At 53.8% G+C, this 25,512-nt stretch carries 25 protein-coding genes; 14 read left to right on the top strand and 11 right to left on the bottom strand.

Features of this window, described 5'->3' with window-relative positions:
* Positions 1-96 precede the first annotated feature (96 nt).
* Positions 97-660 (bottom strand): CoA pyrophosphatase, encoded by a 564-nt coding sequence (locus AC6I8C_RS10750; RefSeq protein WP_135908516.1) that lies wholly within the window; start codon positions 658-660, stop codon positions 97-99.
* Entirely contained in the window at positions 644-2,023 is a 1,380-nt protein-coding gene (gene pabB / locus AC6I8C_RS10745) for an aminodeoxychorismate synthase component 1 (protein WP_497822455.1), read from the bottom strand. Before pabB ends, AC6I8C_RS10750 begins: the two co-directional genes overlap by 17 nt.
* 110 nt (positions 2,024-2,133) lie before the next feature.
* Between pabB and AC6I8C_RS10740 the strand changes: the two genes are divergently transcribed.
* Positions 2,134-2,328, top strand: coding sequence for a YoaH family protein (locus tag AC6I8C_RS10740; RefSeq protein WP_497822454.1), 195 nt, complete (start codon positions 2,134-2,136; stop codon positions 2,326-2,328).
* Positions 2,329-2,339: 11 nt separating this feature from the next.
* Here AC6I8C_RS10740 and AC6I8C_RS10735 read toward each other — a convergent pair whose 3' ends face one another.
* Positions 2,340-2,684 (bottom strand): RidA family protein, encoded by a 345-nt coding sequence (locus tag AC6I8C_RS10735; protein ID WP_013358091.1) that lies wholly within the window; start codon positions 2,682-2,684, stop codon positions 2,340-2,342.
* Positions 2,685-2,751: 67 nt separating this feature from the next.
* Positions 2,752-3,111 carry a hypothetical protein gene (locus tag AC6I8C_RS10730; RefSeq protein WP_497822453.1) on the bottom strand — a complete coding sequence of 120 codons (360 nt, stop codon included), beginning with the start codon at positions 3,109-3,111 and terminating at the stop codon, positions 2,752-2,754.
* Between the two features lie 350 nt (positions 3,112-3,461).
* Here AC6I8C_RS10730 and AC6I8C_RS10725 point away from each other — a divergent pair, with 350 nt between their 5' ends.
* A complete protein-coding gene (locus tag AC6I8C_RS10725; RefSeq protein WP_022625547.1) occupies positions 3,462-3,629 on the top strand; it encodes a hypothetical protein in 168 nt (55 codons plus the stop codon).
* 381 nt (positions 3,630-4,010) lie between these two features.
* Here AC6I8C_RS10725 and AC6I8C_RS10720 read toward each other — a convergent pair whose 3' ends face one another.
* The gene (locus tag AC6I8C_RS10720; RefSeq protein ID WP_497822452.1) at positions 4,011-4,685 is read right to left on the bottom strand and encodes an ATP-dependent Clp protease proteolytic subunit; all 675 of its coding nucleotides are present in this window, start codon (positions 4,683-4,685) and stop codon (positions 4,011-4,013) included.
* A 1,854-nt stretch (positions 4,686-6,539) separates the two neighbouring features.
* Between AC6I8C_RS10720 and AC6I8C_RS10715 the strand changes: the two genes are divergently transcribed.
* The 6 genes from AC6I8C_RS10715 (at position 6,540) to rnd (ending at position 13,940) form a co-directional block, all read left to right on the top strand.
* Positions 6,540-7,277, top strand: coding sequence for a carbonic anhydrase (locus AC6I8C_RS10715; RefSeq protein WP_497822451.1), 738 nt, complete (start codon positions 6,540-6,542; stop codon positions 7,275-7,277).
* Between the two features lie 243 nt (positions 7,278-7,520).
* Positions 7,521-9,437, top strand: a complete 1,917-nt coding sequence (gene yoaA / locus AC6I8C_RS10710; RefSeq protein WP_497822450.1) for a DNA repair helicase YoaA — start codon at positions 7,521-7,523, stop codon at positions 9,435-9,437.
* Positions 9,438-9,481: 44 nt separating this feature from the next.
* Positions 9,482-10,180, top strand: coding sequence for a tRNA (adenosine(37)-N6)-threonylcarbamoyltransferase complex dimerization subunit type 1 TsaB (gene tsaB / locus AC6I8C_RS10705; RefSeq protein WP_497822449.1), 699 nt, complete (start codon positions 9,482-9,484; stop codon positions 10,178-10,180).
* Positions 10,181-10,240: 60 nt separating this feature from the next.
* On the top strand, positions 10,241-10,837 hold the full coding sequence (locus tag AC6I8C_RS10700) for a Slp family lipoprotein (protein ID WP_497822448.1): 597 nt from the start codon (positions 10,241-10,243) through the stop codon (positions 10,835-10,837).
* Between the two features lie 206 nt (positions 10,838-11,043).
* The gene (gene fadD / locus AC6I8C_RS10695) at positions 11,044-12,720 is read left to right on the top strand and encodes a long-chain-fatty-acid--CoA ligase FadD (RefSeq protein WP_497822447.1); all 1,677 of its coding nucleotides are present in this window, start codon (positions 11,044-11,046) and stop codon (positions 12,718-12,720) included.
* 98 nt (positions 12,721-12,818) lie between these two features.
* On the top strand, positions 12,819-13,940 hold the full coding sequence (rnd, locus tag AC6I8C_RS10690; protein WP_497822446.1) for a ribonuclease D: 1,122 nt from the start codon (positions 12,819-12,821) through the stop codon (positions 13,938-13,940).
* A gap of 53 nt (positions 13,941-13,993) precedes the next feature.
* Here the strand turns inward: rnd and minE are convergent, their stop codons facing one another.
* The 3 genes from minE to minC are packed head-to-tail and all read right to left on the bottom strand — an operon-like array spanning position 13,994 to position 15,826.
* Positions 13,994-14,263, bottom strand: a complete 270-nt coding sequence (gene minE / locus AC6I8C_RS10685) for a cell division topological specificity factor MinE (protein ID WP_008925314.1) — start codon at positions 14,261-14,263, stop codon at positions 13,994-13,996.
* Between the two features lie 3 nt (positions 14,264-14,266).
* A complete protein-coding gene (minD, locus tag AC6I8C_RS10680; protein ID WP_497822445.1) occupies positions 14,267-15,079 on the bottom strand; it encodes a septum site-determining protein MinD in 813 nt (270 codons plus the stop codon).
* A gap of 33 nt (positions 15,080-15,112) precedes the next feature.
* Entirely contained in the window at positions 15,113-15,826 is a 714-nt protein-coding gene (gene minC, locus AC6I8C_RS10675; protein ID WP_497822444.1) for a septum site-determining protein MinC, read from the bottom strand.
* A gap of 155 nt (positions 15,827-15,981) precedes the next feature.
* Between minC and AC6I8C_RS10670 the strand changes: the two genes are divergently transcribed.
* The 3 genes from AC6I8C_RS10670 to ycgN all read left to right on the top strand — a co-directional run bounded on the left by AC6I8C_RS10670 (position 15,982) and on the right by ycgN (position 17,746).
* On the top strand, positions 15,982-16,257 hold the full coding sequence (locus AC6I8C_RS10670; RefSeq protein WP_003852719.1) for a YcgL domain-containing protein: 276 nt from the start codon (positions 15,982-15,984) through the stop codon (positions 16,255-16,257).
* A 317-nt stretch (positions 16,258-16,574) separates the two neighbouring features.
* Positions 16,575-17,234, top strand: a complete 660-nt coding sequence (locus tag AC6I8C_RS10665) for a fumarylacetoacetate hydrolase family protein (RefSeq protein ID WP_013358079.1) — start codon at positions 16,575-16,577, stop codon at positions 17,232-17,234.
* Positions 17,235-17,299: 65 nt separating this feature from the next.
* A complete protein-coding gene (gene ycgN / locus AC6I8C_RS10660) occupies positions 17,300-17,746 on the top strand; it encodes a cysteine cluster protein YcgN (RefSeq protein ID WP_013358078.1) in 447 nt (148 codons plus the stop codon).
* A 322-nt stretch (positions 17,747-18,068) separates the two neighbouring features.
* Here ycgN and dsbB read toward each other — a convergent pair whose 3' ends face one another.
* A complete protein-coding gene (gene dsbB, locus AC6I8C_RS10655; RefSeq protein ID WP_013358077.1) occupies positions 18,069-18,599 on the bottom strand; it encodes a disulfide bond formation protein DsbB in 531 nt (176 codons plus the stop codon).
* Positions 18,600-19,070: 471 nt separating this feature from the next.
* On the opposite strand from dsbB, the gene fadR reads away from it, so the two are divergent.
* The gene (gene fadR, locus AC6I8C_RS10650) at positions 19,071-19,790 is read left to right on the top strand and encodes a fatty acid metabolism transcriptional regulator FadR (protein WP_497822443.1); all 720 of its coding nucleotides are present in this window, start codon (positions 19,071-19,073) and stop codon (positions 19,788-19,790) included.
* A 41-nt stretch (positions 19,791-19,831) separates the two neighbouring features.
* Here fadR and AC6I8C_RS10645 read toward each other — a convergent pair whose 3' ends face one another.
* Positions 19,832-21,367, bottom strand: a complete 1,536-nt coding sequence (locus AC6I8C_RS10645) for a SpoVR family protein (RefSeq protein WP_150015168.1) — start codon at positions 21,365-21,367, stop codon at positions 19,832-19,834.
* A 504-nt stretch (positions 21,368-21,871) separates the two neighbouring features.
* Here AC6I8C_RS10645 and AC6I8C_RS10640 point away from each other — a divergent pair.
* Both AC6I8C_RS10640 and dadX read left to right on the top strand, forming a co-directional pair.
* Positions 21,872-23,173, top strand: coding sequence for a D-amino acid dehydrogenase (locus tag AC6I8C_RS10640; protein WP_315311246.1), 1,302 nt, complete (start codon positions 21,872-21,874; stop codon positions 23,171-23,173).
* Between the two features lie 19 nt (positions 23,174-23,192).
* Positions 23,193-24,263, top strand: a complete 1,071-nt coding sequence (gene dadX, locus AC6I8C_RS10635; protein WP_497822442.1) for a catabolic alanine racemase DadX — start codon at positions 23,193-23,195, stop codon at positions 24,261-24,263.
* On the opposite strand, the gene AC6I8C_RS10630 is transcribed toward dadX, so the two are convergent.
* Positions 24,256-25,449, bottom strand: coding sequence for a multidrug effflux MFS transporter (locus AC6I8C_RS10630; RefSeq protein WP_497822441.1), 1,194 nt, complete (start codon positions 25,447-25,449; stop codon positions 24,256-24,258). The two genes, dadX and AC6I8C_RS10630, sit on opposite strands and share 8 nt — an antisense overlap.
* Positions 25,450-25,512 lie beyond the last annotated feature (63 nt).

The raw sequence follows: 25,512 nt of genomic DNA, 5'->3' as shown, positions 1-25,512 counted from the left end.
CGCATGAAATAAACTTATCAAAACAGATAGAAAAAATTATAGCTCAGCCCGGCAGGTCGCTGACGGACTGGAAGGGAGAAAAGAAGTAGAAAGGTCTCAGAAGGCGATCTGCGTACTCAGTGAACGGATAATCCCTGCTGTCATGCCCCACACCAGATAATCCTGATAGCGCGACAGCCAGACCGGATGGCGCACACCCGCCCGATGCACCTCCAGCGCGCTGTAGCGGCTGAGCTGCAGTGCCTCAGCCAGCGGCATCTCGAAGGCACTGCTCACCTCATCCGGATTAATCGTTAAGCGCAGATCGGCCGGAATAATGCCCAGCACCGGCGTCACCTGAAAGCCGGTACTGCTGGTGACGGCGGGCAGCGCGCCTAATATCTCGACCTGCTGTGGATCGATACCGACTTCTTCCTGCGCCTCACGCAGGGCGGTGGCGATCAGCGAGGCATCGGTGTCATCCTGCATCCCGCCGGGAAAGGCGACCTGTCCGGCGTGTTTGCGCAGGGCGTGCGAGCGCTGCGTCAGCAACAGACCCGGTTCATGACGGGCTACAACCGGTACCAGCACCGCGGCATGACGTCCGGAAAGACGCTGCGTGCTGCGGGCCGGCTGCTGCAGGAGAAAGCGGCTGCGGAAAACCTCAAGCGTCAGTGCCAACTGAACCTCCTGTCGGTTCCAGTGCCGGTAAAATTCGGCTGACTTTATCGAGCGTTTCCTGATACTCCGCTTCAGGATCGCTGTCTGCCACCAGCCCGCCACCTGCGGCACAGTAAAGCTGCTGGCCTTCGGCAATCAGCGTGCGGATCGTGATGCTGGTATCCATCCGGCCACACAGGCTGAGATAGCCGATACTGCCGCACCAGGCATTACGCCGCTGCGGCTCCAGCTCATCAATAATCTCCATCGCCCGAATCTTGGGTGCACCGGTTATTGAGCCGCCCGGAAAACAGGCGCGCAGCAGATCGGTGGCCTGCAGGGTGTCAGGCAGCTGCGCCCGTACCGTGCTCACCAGATGATGGACAGCCGGGAAGGGTTCAACCACAAACAGTTCCGGCACCGTGACCGAGCCGGGCAGCGCCACGCGACCAATATCGTTGCGCAGCAAATCGACAATCATCAGGTTTTCAGCCCGATCTTTCTCCGCATGACGCAGTGCCTCAGCCTGTTGCGCATCGGCAATCGGATCGGCACAGCGTGGTCGGGTGCCTTTAATCGGTCGGGTTTCAATCTGGTTTTGATTCAGCGACAGAAAGCGCTCCGGCGACAGGCTGAGGATCGCACTTTCCGGCAGGCGCAGAAACGCGCTGAACGGCGCGCGATTAGCCGCGTTAAGCAGGGTAAATGCCTGCCACTCATCACCCTGATAACCGGCCTGAAAACGCTGTGCCAGGTTGACCTGATAACAGTCACCGGCCTGAATATAGGCCTGAACCGCGGCAAAGCGCGTAGCGTATTCGGCATAGCTCAGATTAGAACGCCAGCCGCTGGTCAGTGAAAAAGGTATGGCTTCACGCGCGGGCCACTGCGCCAGCCAGGCGGCGCGCGCCTGAGCGTCATTTAACGCCACCAGCGTCAGGGTTTGCTGATGATGATCGGCAATCAAGGCCCAGTCATAAATCCCCACGGCCATGTCCGGCGTTGTAAGATCGGCTGCGGCTTTTTGAGGCAGCAACTCAAACCGGCGGCCCAGATCATAACCAAACAGGCCGAGCGCGCCGCCCTGAAACGGCAGGGCTTCGCAGGCCGCAGGCGTCACGCCCAGTGCATCACACTGTTGCTGCACCAGCAGCAGGGGATCCGCGGTCGATTCGGACGTGCCGGTCGCGTCGCTGATGGTCGTGATCGGCCCGCGGGTCACCAGGGTGGCGCGGGGATCGGCCGTCAGAATATCAAAGCGGTTGTCGCTGTGGCTGGCCTGCGCGGAGGAGAGCAGCATCGCCCATGGCAGATGGGCAAGGGTGGCAAAACGCTGTGTCAGCGCATCCGGGGTATAATCAAGACTGAGGGTTTCAACAATCATCGGGCAGATAAATCAGAGAGCAAAGAGGCGGTCAGACTGACATATTTTTTCACGACTGGCACCTGTTAGTTCCGCATGGGATACTGTCGGCCCCAACGCAGGAGTAGAACATGTTTATTGGATTACCGGCTCTCTCACATGAGCAGCAACAGCAGGCCGTCGAACGTATTCAGGAATTGATGGCGGGAGGTTTGTCGAGCGGTGAAGCGATCGCCCAGGTGGCGCAGGAAATCCGACAAAATTTCAAGGGCGAACGGATTCGGGCGCTATTCGAAGACGAAGATGAAGAAAACGAAGAGGAATAACGCCCGGCGTTTTAACGTGCAGCGATAATTTTAATTTCGATTTTGTACTTCGGATTCAACAGCCCGGCCTGTACCGTGCAGCGTACCGGCGCATTACCTGGAGAGACCCATGCGTCCCATGCGCGGTTCATCGCAGGGAAATCGGCCTTATCCACCAGAAACAGCGTCGCATCAAGGATTTTGCTTTTATCGCTACCGAGCCGGGTCAGAATGGCATCAATCACCGCCAGCGCATTAGCGGTCTGCGCTTCTGCGTCAGCTTCCAGATTCTCAGGCACGCTGGTGTAATAGATGGTGTCGTTATGAATAACGGCTTCGGACATGCGATGCTCCGGGTCAATGCGGGTAATACTCATCGGTTTCTCCCTGGTTAAGTGCGCATTAGCCTGGCACACTTCCGACACTGCTGTCACCCCTTACGCCTTACAGGCAGCGTTGAACAATCGCCTGTCTGTCTGCCATCACCTGAGGAGCCATACGGAAAGTCGTGAAATATTTCACCTCCGCCCCTTTTCTGTGGGGTGAGACGTCCGCAAAAATCGAATCTTCCCAGGTAAAGACGCTGATCTCGCTGCCGGCAGGCTGGGTGTGAGTGGTGTTATCCCGGGCAATAACGCTGGTGGTGGACCAGCCACGATAAATACAGTCGCTGAGCTGAGGGACGGTTCGGGTGCTTTGGCCCTGAAAAACAGGCTGCTGCTGACGAGCCTGATCAGGCGTGGGTGCCTGGCAGCCGCAGAGCAGCAGCACGCCAGCCAGAGAACCGATGCGGAAACAGTTCATACGTTCCTCCGCCTGAGTCAGGCAGTCGGGTTAAGGCCATCTGTTTAACACCGCCTGAACGGCAATGTTAAACCAGTCTCAGCACGTCAGCCTACGGGTGCCACATCCCAACGGTAAGCTGATTTAATCATTATAATCCGCGCGTTTGTTTACTCGCTGCGTTCCTCTGTATTTGCTAACTGCATCACACTGTCTGCATCATGATAATGAGCCGTGGACGCTGTCACTGTTGCAGCCCAGCTGCGCTAAAGCAGCATAAAGCGTCGAAAGAGGGGGAGAAGTGAGGGCACGTGCGGCAGAAAAATGTTATAAAACAGCAGATAAATCGCGCTACGGATGAGGATTCAGGCATGGCGAATACGCAGTATCTTTTTTGGGTGATGGTCGGTGCACTGACGCTGCTGTTTATTGTGGTTTCGGCATTTGTTGGATTGTCCCGTGGCAGTAAACAGGGCTTTATTACCTTCGCTATTCTGTTCATCTTTATGCTGGCGGGCGCGTTGTACGTCCGCTTATAAGCAGGTCGCAAGAGCAGCGTCGCCAATAATCGTGATATCAGGTCACCAGCCAGAAACAGATAAACGCCCTGTACCAGAATAAGCCGTATCTGGCTGAGCGGCCTGCTTTATTTGCCGCTTTTTATCTGGCCAGTGTTGAATCACCCTGCTATTGCTGCTCAAAAAACTCACCATGCAAGGGTAGCGCTTACTGCGAAAATCCACCGTGATATTGATGGTGAGATCCTGCGGCGCCCCATCTGAACGTCGTCTGCGTTATCTTCTTCTCTGGATTACCCGCTAACGGCTCGGTATGTCTCCCCGCCAGCACGCCCATCTGTCCAGGCGGCGCATATCTGATAAAAAGTATTCGTCCATCAGGCATAAATAACGCTATTTTTGCTAGCCGCTGGCTTCTGAAGTGAAGATGTAATAAGCGACATCAGCGGGTGCGATTCCTTCTACACGTTTTTGGGCAATACCCTGTTTTACAGATTCTGGAAAACGCAGGTAAATACGGTTGTCTTCACTGAACAAGGCTTTATCTATCTCTTTGCCGTCATCTTTGAAACAGGATGCATAGGTGTCCCTGAATATTTTAGTGGCATTATCGATATCTCTGCTGAGTAAAGTGACTTCATTTTTTTTCAGATAGTTATTCTGAATGTTTTGACTCGCTACAGGGTGGATTAAAAACGTTGCGCTGGGTAATGTTTCCCTTTTCGCACCTGCACAATAGATGAGAGTAGCCGCCGAACCCGTCATTGCGGCATTGATGGTTTTTATCGGAATCCTTGACCCTCTGACGGCCTGGCCGCCCATATAGCCAGCTTCCATGTCACCGCCAAAGCTGTTTATATAAAGCGATATTTCTTTTACAGCAGGATAACTTGCATTAATATCATCGATGCCTGCCATCAATTCTGCCACTTTATTGCCATTAACCTCGCCAATGTAAACAATTTTTGCCGATTTTATCTCTTGTGCCTTCAGGGTGTTATTCATCACCACTGACGTTTTTGCTATGCAGCAAGCCGAAGTGACGGCAAATAATAGAAAAGTGAAATAACGCACCATAAAAAACTCCATTTAAGGGTATGACGCTTTCAGTTTAAGGATCAGTAATGTTTGAAAAGAAAGTAGCCGGTCGTCATTTCAATCGTGATGACATAAAAGAGAATTATGACAAGTATCAACAGCAAACTCGCTCTGGCGTAGTTTTTCTTTGAACGTTTAGTCCTTCGGTTTAAGGACCAGTAAAGCAGCATGAAAATATTTAATACGGGTATGCCGGTTAAAATTAATGTGACAATCCAATCCCATAGAGAGACATCATCGACGTGTTGATTATTTTCCACAGTGTTTTTTACGCTATGTGAGTGGTGGAATAACGACGTTAGCCGCTACGACGTGCAGATCATTTTCTGACTGCTGGCGAGTTTTTATTGATTCGCTGAGGATAAACGTCAGACCAGTCTGGTTGTTCGCCGGACATAATCGCGCGCCGCTGTGCAGGGCTGATCCCCTGGTTTATATGCGGCATGACAGTTTCACTATGTTGACCGACTGGGTTAAGTTTGACCTCATCGTTGGTAACGCAACCGCTCAGCGTCAGAATCACTAAGCTATACCGGGGTAATTTAGGGAACAATGATATTTCTCCTTATTGATGTAATGGTGTCCAGTTTGACAGATAGATGCAACAGCGTAGCAACAGCCAGATTACATCCCACTTAACTTATAATATAAAACCCCACTTCATTTACATTAACGGAAATCTTTAGCGAGATAGTCTCAATCGGTCTTTTAAAGAGGACGGATGCCTTGGGCATCATTTCTATTGTGATGTGACTCATCTGGCTATGAGTTTATTACCTGTGAGAGATAACAGAATTCCTGAGTTTTAATTACGTCTCCACCGTCTGTTAAGTCAGTGTGGCTGCATCAGAGGAAATATTCAATCCGCTAATGCTCACAGATTACGTTTAAATTCTGTCTCTTTTATATCAGGGATTTTTTCTTATAACAACATAACGATGTTTAATGCTACTCCTGTTGAGTTTTTATTTAATGTAACCTTTCCTCGTGCATAATTGTGCTTTGAATCGCATCATTACCTGTTCGTGTCCCTATATTATAGGCAGTTAAGTTCCGCCTTTTATTCATTAAACAAGTAAGAGGTTTTTTGAAACCACAGATTTTTCAGCGGCGAATTATTAAACCCGCTATCAGACTGACGTCAATGATAACGCGGCTGGGGGAGGCGAATGGGCATCCGATTAACCGGTACGCTATCAGCACCGGCTGTGACAGCAAGGCTGTTTCACGCAGTGGCGAAGCAGAGTCTGCGGTAGCGCCCGCATTTCTGATATCTTTTGCGAGCCTTACAAAACAGATGGCAGGAGTAAGCTACACTCAAAGGGCATAGCAAAATTGCTATCTGACACCGGAGGAAATTATGTCTGAACGCCCTGATTACGATGAGCCGCTGCCCGATGATGCTGAGATTTATCCTGAAGATGAGGAAGAAGACGAAGAAGAGGAGCCATTAGAAAAGGATGTCTAGCATCACCTGCATAATCTTTTATGACGCTTTATCGCGTTGCACCGCAAAACCGCCTGCGTGCAGTTTTGCGGTTTCTTACGCCGCCTGAGTTGATTGCAAAAATTCCCCTCCCGGCTCGTTTCGACGATCAAACTGATAAATACAGCAAATGAAACTCTTTTTATTCAGTGATATTGATATCAACCCTTTCCTGAAGTGCTTAAAAACGTCACATCGTGATGTTTGTTAATTAAATTAACATTGATTGTAATTATAAACTCTTTATTCGTTCTGATTTTGATTTAACGCATTTTGTCACCTTGCTGACTCAGTAGTCAGCGGAATAGTATCCCTGCCGCAAATAAGCTTATAAAGCAGGGATAAAAATGAAATTACCAAAAATGTTAAGTCTTGTTGTGGCGCTTTCTACCCTCAACGTAGCCGGTGCGGCGGAACCGCACTGGACGTACGAAGGCAAAGCTGGCCCAAAACACTGGAGCGAACTGACCAGCGACTTCCACATCTGCCACGAAGGTAAGTCCCAGTCGCCAATCAATATTAAAGATCCGATTGAGGGACATTTACAGGCACTCGATCTGGCCTACCATACGTCGGCTGAGAAGGTGATCAACAATGGCCACACGATTCAGGTGACCGTTGATGAAGAAGATGATTTTGTACTGGATAGTGAAAAGTTCACGCTGCGTCAGTATCACTTCCATACGCCGAGTGAGAACCAGATTAATGGGCACACCTTTCCCCTGGAAGCCCACTTTGTGCACAGCAAAGAAGATGGTGATCTGGCCGTGGTCGCGGTGATGTTTGAGGTCGGTAAAGAGAATCCGGCGCTGACACCTTTGATTGACGCTATGCCGAAACAGGAAAACCAGCAGGTAAGTATTAATCGCCAGGTAAATTTACGGGATCTCTTTCCGGAAGATCTGCACTATTATCGTTTCAGCGGCTCCCTGACGACGCCACCCTGCAGCGAAGGGATTCGCTGGCTGGTGCTGAAACAGCCGGTTACGCTCTCTCAGGCGCAGCTCGACGCCTTTAAACAGGCGCTGAAAACCACCAATAATCGTCCGTTGCAGCATCTCAATGGGCGCATGATTGTAGAGTAAGCACAGCGGTTTCTGCTTCCTTTCGCGGTGCGACTTTTCCATCAGGAATCCCGGTGCTGCGAGCGCTTCTCTTCAGGCGGCCCCGTGCCGCCTTTTTCCCCATCTTTCAGACGCGATCCAGAGTCTTTAGCTGCCACGCTCCCAACCGCTGAAAATAGGTAAGATATTGATAATTATCAATTTTGCTTTGTTGATCCAATACTGACATAATTACAGTGTTTTTGCCGTTCTTAGTGAGGGTATGTGGCAGACGATTTTGCAGTGGATGGCGCGCTGGCGCTCGCGATCGCAGGCTTTAAGCCGCGTGAAGCACAGCGTGAGATGGCGCAGGCGGTATCTGAAGCCGTAAAACAGGAGGGTGAACTGGTGGTCGAGGCCGGTACCGGCACCGGAAAAACTTATGCCTACCTGGCTCCCGCTCTGCGGGCCGGTAAAAAAGTGATTGTCTCCACCGGATCCAAAGCGCTGCAGGATCAGCTCTATGGCCGTGATCTGCCTACGATGATCAAGGCGCTGGATTTCAAAGGTAAAACGGCCTTGCTGAAAGGACGCTCCAACTACCTTTGCCTGGAACGCATGGAACAGCAATCGATGGCGGGCGGCGATCTCACCGTGCAGGGGCTGACCGATCTGGTGACGCTACGCAGCTGGTCATCGCAGACGGAAGATGGCGACATCAGCAGCTGTGCGGGCGTGACCGAAGACAGCCCGGTCTGGCCGCTGGTCACCAGCACCAACGATAACTGCCTCGGCACTGACTGCCCGCGCTATAAAGAGTGCTTTGTGGTCAAAGCGCGTAAGCGCGCTATGGACGCCGATGTAGTGGTCGTGAACCACCACTTGTTTCTTGCTGACCTGGTGGTGAAAGAGGGCGGCTTTGGCGAACTTATTCCCGAAGCGGATGTGATGATCTTCGACGAAGCCCATCAGCTGCCCGATATCGCCAGTCAGTATTTTGGGCAGCAGCTCTCCAGCCGCCAGTTACTCGATCTCGCCAAAGATATTATTACCGCCTACCGCACCGAAGTGCGTGATGCTCAGCAGCTGCAGAAATCCGCTGACCGCCTGGCGCAGTGCGCGCAGGATTTTCGCCTGTCATTAGGCGATCCCGGCTATCGCGGTAACCTGCGTGAACTGCTGAGCGATAACAACATCCTGCGGATGTTTACGCTGCTGGATGATGCACTTGAGCTCTGTTACGACGTTATCAAACTCTCACTGGGCCGTTCAGCCCTGCTGGATGCCGCCTTCGAGCGAGCCGCGCTCTACCGTGGCCGGTTAAAACGGCTGCGGGCGATTAACGAGCCGGGCTACAGCTACTGGTATGAGTGTACCTCACGTCACTTTATCCTGGCGCTGACGCCGCTCTCGGTGGCAGAACGCTTCCGTGAAGTAATGGATAATCGTAAGGCTGCATGGATCTTCACCTCAGCCACCCTGGCGGTGGATGAGAAAATGGCACACTTCGCCGAACGGCTGGGTGTGAATGCAGCAAAAAGCCTGATTCTGAACAGCCCGTTCGATTTTGCGAAGCAGGCGCTGCTCTGCGTTCCGCGCAATCTGCCTGAGCCTAACCGTCCGGGTGGTGCACGCCAGCTGGCCGCAATGATGAAGCCGCTGATTGATGCCAATAAAGGCCGCTGTTTCTTTCTCTGCACGTCGCACCTGATGATGCGCGAGCTGGCCGCAGAATTTCGCGCCTCAATGACGCTGCCCGTGCTGGTGCAGGGTGAAACCAGCAAGGGTCAGTTGCTGAAACAGTTCATCGATAAGGGCAATGCCCTGCTGGTGGCGACCAGCAGTTTCTGGGAAGGCGTGGATGTGCGGGGTGATGCGCTGTCGCTGGTGATCATCGATAAACTGCCGTTCACCTCACCGGAAGATCCGCTGTTGAAAGCCAGAATGGAAGATTGCCGGATTCGTGGCGGCGATCCCTTTACGGATGTGCAACTGCCGGATGCGGTGATCACCCTGAAGCAGGGCGTGGGACGTTTAATCCGCGATACCGACGATCGTGGCGTACTGGTCATTTGCGATCAGCGTCTGGTTTCTCGTCCTTATGGCGCGCTGTTTCTCAATAGCCTGCCGCCGACGCCGCGCACCCGGGACATTGCCCGCGCCATCGCCTTTATCCGCCAGCAACCCGAACCAGACGCGTAATTTTATGCTAAGATGCGCGCCGTTTTCTTTCTTCTGAGGTAGTCATGTCAGCCCGAATTTTAGCGCTGGATACGGCGACAGAAGCCTGTTCAGCCGCCTTGCTGAATCAGCAACAGATTGATGCCCGATTCGAAATTGCCCCGCGCGATCACACCCAGCGTATTTTACCGCTGATCGAAGAGCTACTGCTGGCACAGCAGCTGGAACTGACCGACCTGGACGCGCTCGCCTTTGGTCGCGGCCCTGGCAGTTTTACCGGCGTGCGGATTGGCATTGGCATTGCGCAGGGACTGGCACTGGGCGCTTCACTGCCGATGATCGCGGTTTCCACGCTGGCCACGCTGGCGGAAGGCGCATGGCGTCTGCACGGTGCTACCCGCGTATTAACCGCTATTGATGCGCGGATGGGCGAGGTCTACTGGGCCGAATATCAGCGTGATGAACAGGGTGCCTGGCAGGGTGAGGCCAGCGAAAGCGTGCTGTCGCCCGAAGCGGCACTGGCCCGGATGCAGGCGCTCTCTGGCGAATGGATGACCGCAGGCACCGGCTGGCAGGCTTATCCTGCCCTGCAGCAGGGACACGAACTTACCCTGAAAGCCAGTGACGTTACGCTGCCCACTGCAGAAGATATGCTGCCGCTGGCGACCCTTGCGCTGGCACAGGGGAAGACGCTGCTGCCGGAAACGGCGGAGCCCACTTATCTGCGTAATGAAGTCGCCTGGAAAAAATTACCTGGCCGGTAAAATGCACGCAACTTATTGTTATACGTCCAGTCTAACTCTTTACCTAACGGGAGAACGTCTATGTCGTCAATGTGTGGTAAAGGGCTTTCAGGTCTGCTGCTGACCTGTGTGCTGGCGTTAACCGGCTGTGTCTCCATTCCTGACACGCTGCAGGGCAGCTCACCTCAGCCGCAGCAGGATCTGTTGCGGGTGATGAGCGATCCCTCGCTCTTTGTCGGGCAGGAATCGCGCTTTGGCGGCAAGGTGGTGAATGTCACTAACCTGAACGGCAAAACCCGGCTTGAGATTGCGGCACAGCCGCTGGATGAGAGCGCCAGACCGCGTCTGGGTGCGGCCTCGGTTGGCCGGATTTATGCTGACATTCACGGTTTTGTTGATCCGGTGGATGTCAGAAACCAGTACGTTACCGTGCTGGGTACGCTGAAGGGCACAGAGCAGGGTAAAATTGGTGAGGCCGATTACAAATTTGCGGTCATTGATGTGCGCGGTTATCAGCGCTGGCGACTTACCCAGCAGGTGACAGCACCACCCCAGCCGATGGATCCCTGGATCTGGTATGGTCCAACCCGCCATCGCGGCGGATACTGGGGCCCGAATCCCTACTGGGGAATGGTCAACACCGGACCTTCAGAGGTGCAGACCATCCTGACCGAATAAGTGTAAACATGATTTATCCAGCCCGGTCGCGGTGCTCGCTACCGGGCTTTTTATTGGCCTGTTTTCCCGGCACGAAATTTAGTGATGCACTTCGCAACCTCAACATGCCGAAACAGGCAAACTGGTACAATCAGTTAAAATATTGTTAACAAACCAGATTGGCTGAGGCAGCGATGGAAATACAACATAATTATCGGGGTGGATCCTTGAATAAGGTTTGGCTGAAACGCTACCCGGCAGATGTGCCTGCCGAAATAAGTGCAGATCGTTACACCTCGCTGGTGGATCTGTTTGAGCAGGCCGCAAAACGCTACGCCGATCAACCCGCGTTCCTGAACATGGGTCAGAAGATGAGTTATCGTCAGCTGGAAGAGAAGAGCCGTGCCTTTGCTGCTTATCTCCAGCACCAGCTGGGCCTGAAAGCAGGTGACCGGGTGGCGCTGATGATGCCTAACTTACTGCAGTATCCGGTGGCCCTGTTTGGTGTACTGCGTGCCGGTATGGTGGTGGTCAATGTGAATCCGCTCTATACGCCGCGTGAGCTGAAGCATCAGCTCAATGACAGCGGTGCCAGCGCCATCGTTATTGTCTCAAATTTTGCGCATACGCTGGAAAAAGTGGTGGCGGAAACCGCTGTGCGGCATGTCATCCTGACCCGGATGGGCGATCAGCTGGCACCGATAAAAGCCACACTGGTTAACTTTATCGTTAAGTATGTGAAGAAGCTGGTGCCGAAATACCATTTACCGGGCGCCATTTCGTTTCGCCAGGTACTGGAAGTGGGTGCCACGCTCAATTATCAGCGACCGACGGTTTCGAATGACGATCTCGCCTTCCTGCAATACACCGGTGGCACCACCGGCGTGGCGAAAGGGGCGATGCTGACCCATCGCAACATGCAGGCGAACCTGGAGCAGACCCGCGCGACCTACGGTAAAGTGCTGCGTGACGGAAAAGAATTTGTGGTCACCGCGCTGCCGCTTTATCACATCTTCGCTTTAACCGTGAATGGCCTGCTCTTCCTGGAGCTTGGCGGTCAGAATCTGCTGATCACTAATCCCCGCGATATTCCCGGCTTCGTTAAAGAGCTGGGTAAAGTGCCGTTTACAGCGATTACCGGCGTGAACACGTTGTTTAATGCGCTGCTCAACGATGAGCAGTTCAATAAACTCGATTTTTCAACGCTGCGTCTCTCGGCGGGTGGCGGAATGGCGGTGCAGAAAGTGGTAGCTGAGCGCTGGGAAAAGCTTACCGGACACTATCTGCTGGAAGGCTACGGCCTGACCGAATGTTCGCCGCTGGTATCAGTCAATCCGTATGACATCAGCTGCCACACGGGCAGTATCGGCCTGCCGGTTCCTTCAACCGACGTACGCATTCTGGATGATGCCGGAAACGAAGTGCCGCCGGGGGAGCCGGGCGAACTCTGTATCAGCGGTCCGCAGGTGATGCTGGGCTACTGGCAGCATCCGGAAGCGACAGCGGAAGTGCTGAAAAATGGCTGGCTCCACAGCGGTGATATTGTTACCGTTAACGAGGAAGGGTTTATTCGCATCGTAGACCGCAAAAAAGATATGATTCTGGTCTCAGGCTTTAATGTCTATCCGAATGAGATCGAAGATGTACTGATGCAGCACCCGAAAGTGCGTGAAGCCGCGGCAATTGGCGTACCCAGCGATCTGTCAGGCGAAGCGGTAAAAGTCTGCATCGTGAAAAAAGAGGCGTCGCTGACCAAAGAAGAGGTGCTCGATCACTGCCGCCGCCAGCTGACCGGTTACAAGGTGCCAAAAATCATTGAGTTTCGTGATGAGCTACCCAAAACCAATGTAGGCAAGATCCTGCGACGTGAGCTGCGCGACGAGGCGAAGCCCGGCGCGAATTGAATCTGTATAAGAATTGAGGTTGAACGCCGGCATGTCCGGCGTTTTTATTGTGTTTAACAAGGAGCGCCGCGCGTTGTTGGCTGCGTTGGAAATCAGACGTGAACTATTCCCTTATTGACCAGGATGAACAACTGGCTGACGTGTGCCAGAAAGCCCGCCAGCATTCAGCGGTGGCACTTGATACCGAATTTGTCCGCACCCGCACCTACTACCCTCAGCTTGGCCTGATCCAGCTGTTCGACGATCACCAGCTGGTACTGATTGACCCGCTGAATATCCGTGACTGGTCACCCTTTATTGCCCTGCTGACCGACACCAGCGTGACTAAATTCCTGCATGCCGGGGGAGAAGATCTGGAAGTCTTCCTGCACCGTTTCGGCGTGCTGCCGATGCCGATGATCGACACCCAGATTCTGGCAGCCTTCTCCGGCCAGCCCCTCTCCTGGGGCTTTGCTTCCATGGTGGCGCATTTCACGCAGGTCGAGCTGGATAAAAGTGAATCACGTACCGACTGGCTGGCACGTCCTCTGACCCAGCGTCAGTGCGAGTATGCGGCGGCGGACGTTCACTATCTGCTGCCGATTGCCCGTCAGTTGATGATCAACACGGAAGAGGCCGGCAATATGGCGGCGGCACTCAGTGAGTGCGATAACCTGTGTCAGCGCCGTCTGGATAGCCTGTCGCCGGAGGAAGCCTGGCGGGATATCACCAACGCCTGGCAACTGCGTCCGCGTCAGCTGGCGGCACTGCAACGGCTGGCGACCTGGCGTCTGAAGCTGGCGCGTGAAAAGGATATGGCGGTTAATTTTGTGGTGCGCGAAGAGCATCTGTGGAAAGTGGCGCGCTTTATGCCTGGCTCTCTGGGTGAGCTGGATCATCTGGGGCTGTCAGGCCACGAAATCCGTTTCCATGGCAAAACGCTGGTGGCGCTGGTGGCTGAAGCAGAGGCGCTTGACGAGAATGAACTGCCGGCTCCGCTGGGCAATCTGATCGACCATCCGCACTACAAGCAGGTGTTTAAGGCGATGAAGGCGCTGGTACAGCAGGTGAGCGAGCAGAGCGGATTCAGTCAGGAGTTGCTGGCGTCACGACGTCAGATTAATCAGGTGTTAAGCCTGCACTGGGGCCTGAAGCCACAGGGACGTCAGCCGGAGCTACTTACCGGATGGCGGGGCGAACTGCTGAAACCCGGCATTGAGGAGATTCTTGCGGGTTGTTAACCGGTTAAATTTCCCCTGCCACTGCGCAGGGGAAATTCAGGAAACGGTCAGCGTCATTTAGTCACTTCATCCGTTTCCGGCAGCGTGACGTTCAGCTCAAGAATCGAGATGTCATCACCTTTCTGATCGAGCTGTACCGTGACCATTTCCGGATCGATCTTCACATATCTGCAAATCACTTCCAGAATGTCGCGCTTAAGTTGCGGAAGATAGTGGGGCTCACTGTCGCCCCTTCTCCGTTCTGCCACGATAATCTGCAGCCGTTCCTTGGCTATGTTGGCAGTGTTCTTCTTCCGGGATAAAAAGAAATCAAGTAATGCCATGGTTTATCCCCCGAACAGGCGTTTCAGGAAACCCTTCTTCTCTTCTTCGATAAAGCGGAAGGGGCGTACTTCACCGAGTAACCGTTCAACGGTATCGGCATAGGCTTTGCCAGCATCAGATTCGCCGTCAAGAATCACCGGCTCGCCCTGGTTAGAGGCACGTAACACCGATTGATCTTCAGGGATCACGCCGACCAGGGGAATGCGCAGAATTTCCAGCACATCTTCCATGCTCAGCATATCACCACGGTTTACCCGGCCAGGGTTATAACGGGTCAGCAGCAGATGCTCCTTCACCGGGTCCTGACTGTTTTCAGCGCGACGGGATTTAGAGGAGATGATGCCGAGGATGCGGTCGGAGTCGCGGACAGAAGAGACTTCCGGGTTGGTGGTGATGATGGCTTCATCAGCAAAGTAGAGCGCCATCAGTGCGCCCGTTTCAATCCCTGCCGGTGAATCGCAGACGATGAAATCAAACTCCATTGCGCCTAAATCGTTCAGGACTTTCTCAACACCTTCACGGGTCAGCGCATCTTTATCGCGGGTCTGCGATGCAGGCAGAATGTAGAGCTGCTCAGTGCGTTTGTCGCGAATCAGCGCCTGGTTGAGCGTGGCATCGCCCTGAATAACGTTAACGAAGTCGTAGACCACACGGCGCTCACAGCCCATGATCAAATCCAGGTTACGCAGACCGATATCAAAGTCGATAACGACCGTCTTTTTGCCTTTCTGCGCTAAACCGGTGGCGATGGCCGCGCTTGACGTGGTCTTACCAACGCCCCCTTTACCGGATGTAACTACAATAATGCGTGCCATAAATGTTGATTTCCTTAACAAAAGAAAAGGGGCCTAATTAAGTGTCTGGATAGTCAGCGCGCCATCCTGCAGGCACAGGCGCGCGGCTTTACCAAAAAATTCTTGTGGGATCTGATCCATGATCCAGTACTCTCCGGCAATCGAGACCAGCTCGGCCGCCAGGTTAGTACAGAAAATCTGGCAGTTGCGATCGCCGCTGGCACCTGCCAGGGCGCGACCGCGCATCATGCCGTAAATATGAATGTTGCCATCGGCGACCAGTTCGGCACCGGCACTGACGCTGCTGGTGATAATTAAGTCGGCGTCACGCGCATAAATCTGCTGGCCTGAGCGCACCGGCGTGTTCACGATGCGGGTTTTCGCTGCTGCCGTCTCGGTTACAACCGGCTGCGGTTCAGGAGTGGCGGCCGGCTGCGGTGCTTCGGCGCGCGGCCTGGCCTCTTTGCCTTCTGCCAGTACCGGCAGCCCTGCACGCACGATCATGCGTTTCAGTGCTTCATCTTTGCAGCCGCTTACGCCGACAATGCGCAAGCCGGTAGCAAGAATCGCCTGCTGCAGTTGTTTCCAGTTAACATCGGCACTCAATGTGGCGACGTTAAGCACCACCGGGGCGTTTTTCAGGAAATCGGGAGCCTGGTCAATCTTGTCCTGGAGTGCCTTGCGAATCACCGCAGGGTCATGGTGATGCAAATGGACGACAGACAGGGTGAAACTGCTACCTTTGAATTCGATTGGCGTTTGCGACATCTGTCCCGACTCAGTCCTGTTTTCACTACCGTTAACCTGACGATGATAAAATCATCGCTGAAGCGCTAACGGTGAATATTCGAAGTTCTGCAAGCATGTTATAGTTACAGCTATATTCAGACAAGCCTCAACGCCGGTTAATTCGAGTAAAAAATATGTTTTGTGTGATCTACAGAAGCCCGTTACGTGACCAGACTTATCTCTATGTTGAAAAAAAGGACGATTTCTCGCGCGTTCCGGAAGAATTGCTGAAAGGATTTGGCAAGCCGCAGCTGGCGATGGTGCTAAAGCTGGCGGGCCGCGACAGGCTGGCTAATGCGGATATCAATAAAGTTAAGCAGGGATTGAGCGAGCAGGGTTATTATTTACAGCTTCCACCGCCGATTGAAAGTCTGCTAAAAATTCATTTAGAGGCCGATAAAAAAGTTTAACTCGGATTCTTCTGTAAATATAAATCCTGTTGGTGCGATACTGCAGGGTTAATATTGCTCTGAAGCTGCGCAAAATTAACGGCGCAGCTTATCTGTTTCACCCCTGTTTAAATACCCAGTCCACATTTTCACACCTTATTTGTACGATTATTCAGCATGCCAGGGGCATCGTTTACGCTTTTTGACAAATTCCGCACCCTGGATGGTTAAAAGGATCTTATTATCACGCTCTGTTGCTGGCATTTCGATCAATGCATCAGCAAACATCAACCCGCCAGCCGCGCTGGCATCACACCTAACCTGAACAGGGGATGAGCATGTATCAGCATCATAACTGGCAAGGCGCTCTGCTAGATTTTCCGGTCAGCAAAGTGGTTTGCGTCGGCAGTAATTATGCAAAACACATTAAAGAGATGGGTAGTGCGACGCCAACCGAGCCGGTGATCTTTATCAAACCGGAAACGGCGCTGTGTGATTTGCGCCAGCCGCTCTCCATTCCCGACGCTTTTGGCGAAGTTCATCACGAAGTCGAACTGGCGGTGTTGATTGGTGCGACGCTGAAGCAGGCGAGTGAAGAACACGTGGCTAAGGCGATTGCAGGCTATGGCGTGGCGCTGGATTTGACGCTGCGCGACCTGCAGTCCGGGCTGAAAAAAGCGGGCCAGCCATGGGAAAAATCAAAAGGCTTTGATAACGCCTGTCCCATCTCCGGTTTCATCCCGGTAGCCGAATTCAGTGATGATCCACAGAATGTCGAGCTTAAGCTGGTGGTAAACGGAGAAGTGCGTCAGCACGGCAACACCGCCGATATGATTCATAAAATTCTGCCGCTGATTGCTCATATGAGCCACTATTTTACGCTGCGTGCAGGTGATGTCATTCTGACCGGGACACCTGAGGGTGTGGGTCCGATGCGCTCAGGTGACAAGCTGGAAGTGTCACTGGCGGGTCACGGCATCAGCACGCGCGTACTCTAAAAACTTGCATCACCGCAGCATAGGCTTTATAAGGTGCGTTTCAGGCACAACCCGGACAAATCATCATGACTGACACCCCTTTCTGGCAACAAAAACGCCTGGCACAAATGAGCGATGAGGAATGGGAATCCTTGTGTGATGGTTGTGGCCAGTGTTGCCTGAACAAGTTGCAGGATGCTGACACGGATGAGATTTACTTCACCAACGTCGCCTGCAATCAGCTCAATATTAAAACCTGCCAGTGCCGTAACTATGAGCGCCGCTTCGAATTAGAAGAGGATTGCATCAAGCTGACGCGCGAAAATCTGACCACCTTCAACTGGCTGCCGCGCACCTGCGCCTACCGGTTGCTGGGTGAGGGCAAAGGATTGCCAGTCTGGCATCCGCTGCGGGCCGGTTCGAAAACCGCGATGCATGCGCAGCGAATTTCGGTGCGTTATATTGCGGTGCGGGAGAGTGAAGTGCGGGACTGGGAAGATCATATTATTGATCGCCCCGATCGCAACGGCTAAACGCCACGGCATCATCTGAAACGTAAAAAGGCTGCCAGTGGCATAATGCTGGTCAGTTAAGATTAGATTTGTAAAGGCTGCCACGGTCAAACGTGGCAGCTTTTTTTATGGGCGAGGGAGCCGCAGTGCGGGCCTGAGCACCTCTGCTGCTGCCGGGCCGTCCTCGCGCCGCTCACGCGGTACCTTCGGCTTTGACGTCGTGCCGACGAACCGTTCGGGGATCGGCCCTCCCTGCCCGGCGCCAGACTGCGTTATCACCTGTCGCTTAACTGACCAGCATTATGCCAGTGGCAGCCTTTTTTAATCTCAGCCACGTTTCGTGTCAGCGACCAAAGAGATCGCGACGCTTAGGTTTGAAAGGCTGGGCAATCAGCACCAGCACGGCGACCAGCAGATAACCAGCAAACACCCCAATCATCCACTGCGGCATGCTGAGCGTCAGGAAAGTCCAGCTGCGTTCTGCACAGTCGCCGCTGGCCAGAAACACCGACGGCAGCCACTTATCCAGCGGTAACCCGCTGGGAAAACGGGCAGCAAAATCACAGGTCGTAAACGGGTTTGGATGCAGCTGAATCATCGTATGTTCATAAGAGAGACGCAGGCCCTCCCAGGCACTGTAGATCCATAACGCCAGAGCGCCCAGACGCAGCGGTGATTTCGGCGCAATCGCACCGACCAGACCCGCGCCCAGCACACCAAACAGCGCATTACGTTCATAAATACACATCACGCAGGGCTTTAATCCCATCACGTGCTGAAAGAAGAGTGCCGTCAATTCCAGTGCAAGCGCCGTCAGTGCCAGTAATAACCAGGCTCCCCGACCACGAGAACATTGATTCAGATATCGCAACATATTGCATTCCCTGTAAACGTTAATGCCACGCAGTGTAAACCAAAAGCGCGGGCAAACCAGCCAGGGACAGGGAAAAATCGTGTGCAAACATGACCTGATTCTGATCCAGAGCAGGTTACAGGAGGATAAGCGGAGGCCTTCCAGCTGATGCCTGCTCAGTTAACAGCGCCAGGATGGCGACGTTGAGAAAAAACCGGCTGCAATTAGCAGAAAGCGAAACGGCAAGTGCAGGCCATCCGGAACCCGCATACTGTGCTTTCAGGATGATTTTCTGCTGCTTTTGAGACTGAATGTTCCGGCGCAGAAAAACGTGCATCCGGCCGTCGTCTTATAACAGCAGCGTTCGCCGCCAGCCAGTCTGAAATATGCGCTCGCGCCCGGTTTTAATGGTTGCGCAGGCTATATCCGCTATAGGGCGTCTGGTATGATGAGTCCCCATCATGATTAGAAAAGCAACGAGAACACATTGCTATGGTTATAAAGGCTCAGAGTCCAGCGGGATTTGCTGAAGAGTATATTATTGAAAGCATCTGGAACAGTCGCTTTCCGCCCGGATCGATTCTTCCTGCTGAGCGTGAGCTTTCTGAATTGATTGGGGTAACGCGCACCACATTGCGTGAAGTGCTGCAGCGACTGGCACGTGACGGCTGGCTGACGATTCAGCACGGCAAACCGACCCGTGTGAATGATTTCTGGGAGACCTCCGGCCTGAATATTCTGGAAACGCTTGCCCGCCTCGATCACGACAGTGTGCCAGTGTTGATCGACAACCTGCTGTCAGTTCGCAGCAACATTTCATCGATTTTTATCAGCCGTGCGCTGCGCCATCATCCGGGCAAAGCGCGTGAAGTGCTGGAGACGGTAAGTGCCGCGGCCGATCAGGCGGATGCCTATACCGAACTCGACTACCGGGTGTTCCGCGGTCTGGCATTTGCATCAGGCAATCCGATTTACGGTCTGATCCTGAATGGCCTGAAAGGCCTCTATACCCGCGTAGGTCGTCACTATTTTTCCAGTGCGGAAGCGCGTCAGGTTGCGCGGGATTTCTATCTGACCCTTCTGGCGCTGTGCGACAAAGAGCCAGGCCAGGATGAGATCGTAGAGGTGGTGCGCAACTATGGCCGCCGCAGCGGCGAAATCTGGCACAGTATGCAGAAGAACCTGCCAGACGACCTCGGCAATAAACGATAAAAAAAACCGGACATCGCGTCCGGTTTTTTGTTTTTAGCGCATCAGAGCGATGAACCGCGCGGCGGATTACGATCCAGCAATTCTACGCTGCCATCTTCGTTCTGCTGTTCCAGAATTACATCAAATCCCCAAAGACGATGAACATGCTTCAGCACCTCGCGACGACTCTTATCGAGCGGCGTACGACTCTGTGGCACATAGCGAAGAGTCAGTGAACGATCGCCACGAAGATCGACGTTGTAGACCTGAATATTAGGCTCAAGATTACTCAGGTTGTACTGTGCAGAGAGCTGCTGCCGAATGGCGCGATAGCCTGCCTCATCGTGGATAGCGGCGATCTCCAGATAGTTGTTGCGGTCATCATCCAGTACGGTGAAGAGACGGAAATCACGCATCACTTTCGGCGACAGGAACTGGCTGATAAAACTTTCATCCTTAAACTCACGCATCGCAAAATGCAGCGTTTCCAGCCAGTCGGAGCCGGCGATATCCGGGAACCAGTAGCGATCTTCTTCAGTCGGTGACTGACAGATCCGCTTGATATCCTGCATCATCGCAAACCCTAACGCATAAGGGTTGATGCCGTTGTACCACTGACTGTTATAGGGCGGTTGATAAACGACGTTGGTGTGACTGTGCAGGAACTCCATCATAAAACGTTCCGACACTTTGCCTTCATCGTACAGGTGATTAAGGATGGTGTAGTGCCAGAACGTCGCCCAGCCTTCGTTCATGACCTGCGTCTGCTTCTGCGGATAGAAATACTGGCTTACCTTGCGCACAATGCGCAGGATCTCACGCTGCCAGGGCTCCAGCAGCGGGGCATTTTTTTCCATAAAATAGAGCAGGTTTTCCTGCGGCTCAGAAGGGTAGCGTGCCGCTTCAAAAGCCACTGTCTCTTTCTCACGCCGTGGCAGCGTTCGCCACAGGGTATTCACCTGGCTCTGCAAATACTCTTCACGGCTTTTCTGCCGCGCCTTCTCCTCCTGAAGGGAGATTTTCTGCGGGCGTTTATAGCGATCGACGCCATAATTCATCAGGGCATGGCAGGAGTCGAGCAGTCGCTCGACCTCTTCGACGCCATAACGCTCTTCGCAGTCACTAATATAGTTTTTGGCGAACAGCAGATAATCGACAATCGATCCGGCATCGGTCCAGCTGCGGAACAGATAGTTATTCTTGAAGAAGGAGTTATGGCCATAGCAGGCATGCGCCATCACCAGCGCCTGCATGGTCATGGTGTTCTCTTCCATCAGATAGGCGATGCAGGGGTTGGAGTTGATAACGATTTCATAGGCCAGACCCTGCTGACCATGCTTATAGCGCTGCTCGGTCTCGATAAACTTTTTACCGAATGACCAGTGTGAATAGTTAATGGGCATGCCAACGCTGGAATAGGCATCCATCATCTGTTCTGAGGTAATCACTTCAATCTGGTGCGGGTAGGTATCAAGCCGGTAGAGTTTAGCAACCCGGTCTATCTCTGCTAAATAGACATCAAGCAGTTCGAATGTCCAGTCTGGTCCGTCATTGAGTCGTTTGCTGTCTCTGATGGCTTCGTCAAAGATTGTCGTCATAGCGCACCTCTTTTTTGCAAACCGGCTGACCCGAAAGACAACCCGTTCTGGTTATTTAAGGCTTCATCCTGAAAAAGGGAACCCGAAAAAAACTGAGCGAACACAACAATGATAGCCCACTGTCGCTTATCCGAAATGCGAACTCAAACGAATTCTTTGGCACAAAATCATTAAGACAGGTGCGGCAGAGAATTTAATAGCCTTTAATTCGAATGTTATTTCAAAGCGCGGAATATCATCCTGTTTATAAGCAGAATGTATGGGGTTGAATGATTCTCCTGCCATGCGCAGATTTAACTGCTTTTGTTGTCATTTATTTCTGTGTTTATGGATTAAGGCGCATAAAGCGCTGAAATTGGCCGTGCGACAAGATTTTAGTTACCTGAAAAGTGAAAAAGATGTGAAATAGATGCTGAATTTATGGGGTGGTGTCCGCTGTGTAAATCCGCTGACTATCATCTGCTGAACAGTGAATTATGCTTTTATATGCCGGGTGGGGGAGCTATGCACGTAGTCATTCTTGGAAGTGGTGTGGTCGGGGTGGCAAGCGCCTGGTATCTGGCGCGTGCCGGACATCAGGTTACCGTCATCGATCGTCAGCCCGCTGCCGCGATGGAGACCAGCGCAGGCAATGCGGGTCAAATCTCACCGGGCTATGCCGCACCCTGGGCGGCACCTGGCGTGCCGCTGAAAGCGGTGAAGTGGATGTTCCAGCGCCACGCGCCGCTGGCTATCCGGCTGGATGGCAGCAGTTTCCAGCTCGAGTGGATGTGGCACATGCTGCGCAACTGCGACATCAACCACTATCAGCAGAATAAAAGCCGCATGGTGCGGATTGCCGAATACAGTCGTGACTGTCTGAAAGCGTTGCGCGCTGAGACCGGCATCGCCTATGAGGGTCGTCAGGGCGGAACATTGCAGCTGTTTCGCACGCAGCAGCAGTTCGACAGCGCCAGTAAAGATATTGCGGTACTGCGCGACGCGGGCGTGCCCTATGAGCTGCTGGAGGCACATGAGCTGTCTCGCGTGGAACCGGCGCTGGCGGCAACCCAGCATAAACTCACTGGCGGACTGCGCCTGCCTAACGATGAAACCGGTGACTGCCAGCTCTTTACGCAGCGGCTGGCAAAAATGGCTGAAGAGGCAGGCGTGGTTTTCCGCTTTAACACCCCGGTCGATCACCTGCTGCGCGATGGCAATCGCATTTATGGTGTGAAGTGCGGCGAGGAGATCATCAAGGCGGACAGCTATGTAGTGGCCTTTGGTTCCTACTCGACTGCACTGCTGAAAAACGTTATTGATATTCCGGTCTATCCGCTGAAAGGCTACTCACTCACCATTCCGATTAAAAATCCTGATGCTGCCCCGGTTTCGACGATTCTGGATGAGACTTACAAAGTGGCGGTGACCCGGTTTGACGACCGTATCCGCGTCGGCGGAATGGCGGAAATTGTTGGTTTTAACACCAGACTCACCGAAGCGCGGCGGGAAACGCTGGAGATGGTGGTCAGTGATCTCTATCCTGAAGGCGGTCATCTCGCGCAGGCGAGTTTCTGGACCGGTCTGCGTCCGATGACGCCAGACGGTACGCCGATTGTCGGTGCCACGCCACTCTCCAATCTTTATCTCAATACCGGTCACGGTACGCTGGGCTGGACGATGGCGTGTGGTTCTGGTCAGTTGCTGGCCGATCTCATCTCCGGTAAAAAGCCAGCCATTGCGGCGGATGACTTAGCGGTGTTCCGCTACTTACCCGGTTTCGCGGCGACCTCATCGCCGCTGCGTAACGCCAACGCAACTCGTTAAGTATTCAGGGAGAGAGAGGATGTCACGTCCGATTGTCGCTACCATTAACCAGCAGGCGCTTCGTCATAACCTGACTGTTGTTCGCCAGGCGGCGCCCGCATCCCGCGTCTGGTCAGTGGTGAAAGCCAATGCTTATGGCCATGGCATTGATCGCGTACGCGAAGCATTATCTGCCACCGACGGCTTTGCGCTGCTTAATATGGAAGAAGCCATTCTGCTGCGCGAGCAGGGCTGGAAAAAACCGATTTTGCTGCTGGAGGGATTTTTCCAGCCAGAGGATCTGCAGCTGATTGACCGCTATCGCCTGACTACCAGCGTACACAGTAACTGGCAAATCAAGGCGCTGGCCAGTGCCAGCCTCTCTGCGCCGGTTGATATCTATCTCAAAATGAACAGCGGCATGAACCGGCTGGGCTTTCGCCCGGAGCAGGTTTCTGGCGCCTGGCAGAAGCTGCGGGCGCTGAGGAATATCGGTGAGATGACGCTGATGGCCCATTTTGCCGATGCCGAAAATCCGCAGGGCCTGATTGCACCGTTGCAGCGTGTTGAGCAGGCGGCGGAGGGGCTGAACTGCCCGCGGTCGCTCTCGAATTCCGCCTGCACCTTATGGCATCCTGAAGCGCATTTTGACTGGGTCCGGCCCGGTATTATTCTGTACGGCGCGTCGCCCAGCGGTGATTGGCAGGACATTGCCGGCAGCGGCCTGAAGCCAGTGATGACTCTGAGCAGTGAGATTATTGCGGTTCAGCAGTTACAGGCGGGCGATGGCGTCGGTTACGGCTACCGTTATCACGCCAGCACAGCGCAGCGGATTGGCGTCGTAGCCTGTGGTTACGCCGATGGCTATCCGCGCCATGCCCCGACGGGCACGCCGGTCTGCGTCGATGGCGTGATGACACAAGTGGTTGGCGCGGTTTCCATGGATATGATTACGGTGGATTTAACCCCCTGTCCGCAGGCGGGCATCGGCTCATCTGTTGAGCTGTGGGGGGAGCAGGTGAAAATCGATCAGGTGGCAAAAGCGGCCGGAACGGTAGGGTACGAGCTGATGTGCGCGCTGGCACCCCGCGTCCCGGTCACGGTTATTTAAGCGCGGTCAGGCTGCCGCGCATCTTTCTGCTGCAGCGCCAGGCGATAAAGGCCAGCGCAGCACCCAGCAGCATCATCAGACTCAGCGACAGCTTCTCCGCCACCGGCAGCGCAACGATTACCAGGCTGCCTGCCGCACCACCGGCCATCTGAATAAAGCCCTGCAGGGCGGACGCCACGCCCGCCTGTTGCTGATAGGGCTCCAGCGCATAGCTGGTGGCTGGCCCCACCGTAAAGGCCAGTCCTGCCACCGACACGGCGACCGGGAACATGTAGAGCGCCCAGTGCGTCTGCATCTCTGCCGGGAAAATCTGCATCCCTGCCACCAGCAGCACCGCGCCCAGCAGCATGGTGAAGAATCCCATCGCCAGACAGAATGGTCGACCCGCTTTACGAATTGCTTTATTCACGAACATGCTGACAAACATGATCCAGAAACCGTTAGCGCCAAACGCAAAGGAGAACTGGATCGGCGTCAGCCCGCCTTCGGTCATTAACACCTGCGGTGCCAGCGACACATAGGTCAGCACCATACCCAGCGCACCGGCATTGGCAAAGGCGAAGGCCAGGAAGCGCGGCTGACGCAGAATTTCAGCGTACTGCTTAATCGGCAAGCCTTTCACCCGCAGCGTATTCGCCGGACGTGTTTCTGGCAGCCAGATAATCACCAGCAGCGTAATCAGCACGCCATAAGCGCAGAGGAACCAGAAGGGTGCGCGCCAGTCGAAGGCGCTGGCCAGCAGTCCGCCTAGCAGCGGGGCCAGGGCTGGAACGATATTTAACGCACCGTTCAGGAAGCTATAGGCGCGGGCGGCATCATCACCGCTGAGTCGGTCACGCACGCCGCTAAAGGCGACTACCGCGCTGCAGCAGACGCCACAGCCCTGCACCAGGCGAGCCACGACAAACAGCGGGAATGAGGTGGCGGTGGCGGCGATGGCGCTGCCAGTGATGTAGAGCCCCAGCCCCAGCAGGGCAATCGGCTTACGGCCATAGTTGTCCACCAGCGGACCGGTCACCAGTTGTCCCAGTCCCATCACCAGCAGAAACAGGGGAATGGTGGTCTGTACCAGTGAGACCGGCGTATCCAGCCCTTCTGCGATTTGCGGCAGCGTGGGCAAATAGAGATCGATGCCTAAAGGTGCCAGCAGCACCAGGCTTAATAACAGCAGAGTAAATTTTTGCATAACAACCAGAGGGTAAACGTTCTGTTAAAAAACGAGCGCAGAGGGTAATGATTCAGAGGCAAA

The organism is Pantoea sp. X-Soil-YNGN-844, assembly GCF_059730595.1.
Note: the sequence above shows the minus strand (reverse complement) of the source record. Positions and strands in the feature narration are given on the sequence as shown.